We start from the raw sequence: 4,053 nt of genomic DNA on the forward strand, positions 1-4,053 counted from the left end.
CTCGACGCCGCCGGACTGGCCTTCGCCGTCGCCCCGGCCTCGGCGCGGCTGCACGAGCACGCCGCCGCCAACGGTGACGAGCAGCTGGATCTGGAATCCGGTGTGCCGCAACTGCTCGACCACCTGCGCTCGTATGTGCTGGGTCGTGCGGACGTGGTGGCGGTGCAGGCCGCGGTGCGCGATATCGCGCTCATCACCGACCATCTGGCGCTGGCGTTGCGCAGCGAGGCCGAGACGCTGCGGGATCCGCGCCGCCTCACCGTGGTCACCGAGCAGTTGCGCCGCACCCGCGAGGAGGCCGAGCAGCTGCGCCAGCGCACCGCCAACTGGCAGGTGACCCTGGCCGACGGGGCCGGCGAGCTGATGGCCGACACCGAACACGATCTGCGGCACCGGCTTCGGAGCCTGATCCGTGATGCCGAAGCCGACATCATGAAGGGCAATCCGGCCAAGGGCTGGGCCGAGTTCGGCGCGGACCTGGACGCCAAGATCTGCGAGGCGGTGGAGGAGAACTTCGTCATCGCCCACTACCGCTCGGTGGAGCTGGCCGAGCAGGTGGCGGCCAAGTTCCCCGAAAGCGGCATCCCCACCCCGGATCTCAAGCTCGACAATCCGGGCGATGTCGGGGCGGTGCTGGAACCGGTGGCCGCGCTGGACAAGCTCGACAGCGCCAAACACGGTGTCACGCAACAGGTCCTGACCGCGCTGCGCGGTTCCTACGGCGGCCTGCTGATGGTCGGCCTGATCACCAGCCTGCTGCACATGTCGCTGGTGAACTGGTACTCCGGCGGCGCGGCCGTGCTGCTGGGCGTCAACGCGCTGTGGGACGACCGCAAGGCCCGCCGCCAGCGCCGCCAGGCCGAGGCCAAGGTGGCGGTCGCCCGGCTGATGGACGATGTGATCTTCCAGGTGAGCAAGGAGTCCCGCTACCGGCTGCGCTCGGTGCAGCGCAGCCTGCGCGATCACTTCACCGAGATCGCCTCGGCCACACTGCGTTCGGTGGACGCCTCGCTGCGGGCCGCCGAGGAGGCGGCCACGGTCGGCTCGGGCGCGGGCCGCGAGGCGCGGCTCACCGAGATCGAACGCTCGCTGGTGCGGTTGCGGGAGATCCGCGAGAGCGCCGACACGATCGGCGAGAACTCCTCGTACTGAACGAGATCGAACGAAATCGGCCGCGAAAGCGGCCGATTTCGTTTTCTCCGTATGTTTCTCAGCGGCCCGGGTGGGCCGGGTTGAACGTGCTCGCGGTGCGGGAATCCTCCGCCCGGATCACATGCATGACGGCATTGATCAGCGCCAGGTGGGTGAACGCCTGCGGGAAGTTGCCCAGGTGCCGCCCGTTGCGCGAGTCGATCTCCTCCGCGTACAGCTTGAGCGGGCTGGCGTAGCCGAGCAGCCGCTCGCACAGGTGCCGGGCCCGGGCCAGCTCACCGATCTCCACCAGTGCCGACACCAGCCAGAACGAACAGATGGTGAACGAGCCCTCCGCGCCGGACAACCCGTCGTCGGTGGTCTCGGTGCGGTAGCGCAGCACGAGGCCGTTCTCGGTCAGGTCGTCGGCGATGGCCAGCACGGTGGCGCGCACCCGGTGATCGGTGGGCGGCAGGAAGCGGGTCAGCACCACCAGCAACAGGGAGGCGTCCAGGCTTTCGCTGCCGTAGCTCTGGGTGAACACGCCCTCGGAGTTGACGCCGTTGTCGAGGATGTCGGCGCGGATCTCGTCGGCGATGTCGTGCCACTTCTTGGCGTAGTCCATCTCCCCGTGCAGCTCGGCCAGTTTCGCGCCACGATCCAGCGCCACCCAGCACATGACCTTGGACGAGGTGAAGTGCTGCGGCTCGCCGCGCACCTCCCAGATGCCGCGATCGGGATTGCGCCAGTTCTCGATTGCCGCGTGCACCTGCCGCTCCAGCATGGGCCACAACGTTTCCGGCACCTGCTGACGCGATTTCACGTGCAGGTACACCGAATCCAGGATGGTGCCCCAGATATCGTGCTGATCCTGGTTGTAGGCGCCGTTGCCGATGCGCACCGGCCGCGCACCGTCGTAGCCGGACAGCTGGGGTACCTCGGTCTCGGTGATCTCGCGTTCGCCACCGATGCCGTAGAGCACTTGCAGCGGTGTGGGTTTGCCGTCGTCGTCGGTGGTCACGTCGTGCAGGAAGGCGAAGAAGTCGTCGGCCTCGCGATCCAGTCCGAGCGTGTACAGGCCCCACAGCGCGAACGAGGAGTCGCGCACCCACGTGTAGCGGTAGTCCCAATTACGTTCGCCACCCGGGGTTTCCGGCAGCGACGTGGTCGCGGCGGCCAGCAGCGCGCCGGTCGGCGCGTAGGTGAGGCCCTTGAGGGTCAGCGCGCTGCGTTGCAGGAACCCGCGCCACGGATGATCGGGGAAGCGGCCCTGCGTGATCCACTGCCGCCAGTATTCGGTGGTCTGCCACATCTTCTCCGCCGCCTCGGCGAAGGTGTGCGGCGGTTCCAGATCAGACCAGGACAGCGCGACGAAGCACTCGTCGCCCTCCTTCATCCGGGTGCGGGCCCGCGCCTCCCGGCCTTCCAAGCCCAGGCGCAGGTCGGTGGTCAGCGTCAGGGTCGGGCAGCCCTCGATTTGTGAAGTGGCACTGGCCTGTTCGTAGACGGTGCCGCTGTACTCCCAGTTGGCCGGGCCGTTGTGGTAGTCGAAGGCGGGCTCGCAGCTCATCTCCAGCTCCACCACACCGTTCACGCATTTCACGGTGCGCAGCAGCATGTGCTCGGCATCCCAGTCCATGGGCGTGCGCTTGTGGGTGCGGCTGCGCGAGCGGTTGTTGTGCCACGGGCCCAGCACCAGCGCGTCGCGCACGATGAGCCAGCCGGTCTCGGTCTGCCAGGTGGTCTCCACGATCAGCCCGCCGGGCAGATACCGGCGCGCGGCGGGCACATTGCGGCCGTAGGGGCCGATGCGGAAATGCCCGGCGCTGCGGTCCAGCATGGCCCCGAAGATGCTGGGGGAGTCCGGTCGCGGCACGCACATCCACTCCACCGAGCCGTTGCGGGCGATGAGGCAGTTGGTCTCGCAATCCGACAGGAAGGCGTAGTCGTCGATGGGGGGAAACACGGAGTGATGCATACCACCTGTCGCGGACGGCAGATAGTTGTCCGACAGGGCCGGATCATTGCGGTCGATCCCCTCGCGGGGAGCGTCTACCGAGGCGGGATCGTCGAAGTCCACGACCGGATCGATGCCGATCTCACTGCCGAGCGGGCGGTCCGAGGACTCGGGTTCGTCATACGACTCCATAGAAGACATGATCGGCCCGCTGAGCCCGAATCGTCCACCATTGCGTCTTCGGCCTAGGCTGGGGTCGTGCATGCGATGGCAAGTTGGTGGGACAGTGTCGAACTGTGGGTGGCCGGGCTGCCCTTCGTTCCCCAGTTCGCGGTGGTGTTGGCCGCCATGGTGCCGGTCTGCCTGGCCATCGCCTACCTGCTGGACCGGATGCTGCGGGTGGCGCTGCGCGTGCTCGGGCGCGATCGGATCGCCGCCCGGGAGGCCGCGGTCCCCGCCGCCGCGCCGCGTCGCATCCGGAAGGAAGCCGCCTGAGATGCCGCGTTCTCGTGTCCAGCTTGCCCTGATCGCACTCCTTGTTCTTGTGGTAGTCGCCTGGTTGTTCACTCGCTGAGCGAGTTTCGGTACCGCCGCGGCGAATTCTCGGCGTACTGTGCTGACCCATGTCGACAACCGATGAAGGTCTGGAACTCGTGCTGTCCGAAGAGGACTTCGACGACGAGCCCCGTCTGATCGCCACCCACTACACCGGGCCCGAAGAGGCCCTCGAGATGGTGAAGGCCGCCCAAACGCTGGGTCTGGGCGTTCGCCTGAGCAACCGCATCCGCCCGGACGAGGAAGATGCCGAGAGTGCCACCGAGGAGTGGCTGCTCGACATCTACGAGACCCCGCCGGTCGTCGACGCCGAGGACTGACCCTCCGGGTTGTGCTGGGGGTGTGGGGGGGGGGGGGGAGAGGAGCCAACACACGCAAGCAACCAAACAAAGACACACACAGACAGAGAA

3 protein-coding genes and 1 pseudogene are annotated in these 4,053 nt (G+C 67.6%); 3 read left to right on the top strand and 1 reads right to left on the bottom strand.

Features of this window, described 5'->3' with window-relative positions; all coding sequences use genetic code 11:
• Nucleotides 1-1,152 (top strand): annotated as a pseudogene (locus ACWELQ_RS40205) (hypothetical protein); the annotation flags it as partial.
• A 58-nt stretch (nt 1,153-1,210) separates the two neighbouring features.
• Here ACWELQ_RS40205 and ACWELQ_RS40210 read toward each other — a convergent pair.
• The gene (locus tag ACWELQ_RS40210) at nt 1,211-3,109 is read right to left on the bottom strand and encodes a glycoside hydrolase family 15 protein (RefSeq protein ID WP_452402242.1); all 1,899 of its coding nucleotides are present in this window, start codon (nt 3,107-3,109) and stop codon (nt 1,211-1,213) included.
• A 246-nt stretch (nt 3,110-3,355) separates the two neighbouring features.
• Here ACWELQ_RS40210 and ACWELQ_RS40215 point away from each other — a divergent pair, with 246 nt between their 5' ends.
• Both ACWELQ_RS40215 and ACWELQ_RS40220 read left to right on the top strand, forming a co-directional pair.
• Complete coding sequence (locus tag ACWELQ_RS40215) at nt 3,356-3,583, top strand: hypothetical protein (RefSeq protein ID WP_452402243.1); 228 nt, start codon at nt 3,356-3,358, stop codon at nt 3,581-3,583.
• Nucleotides 3,584-3,711: 128 nt separating this feature from the next.
• Complete coding sequence (locus ACWELQ_RS40220) at nt 3,712-3,963, top strand: hypothetical protein (RefSeq protein ID WP_452402241.1); 252 nt, start codon at nt 3,712-3,714, stop codon at nt 3,961-3,963.
• The last annotated feature ends 90 nt before the right edge of the window (nt 3,964-4,053 follow it).

The sequence above is a fragment of the Nocardia sp. NPDC004722 genome, from assembly GCF_053601505.1.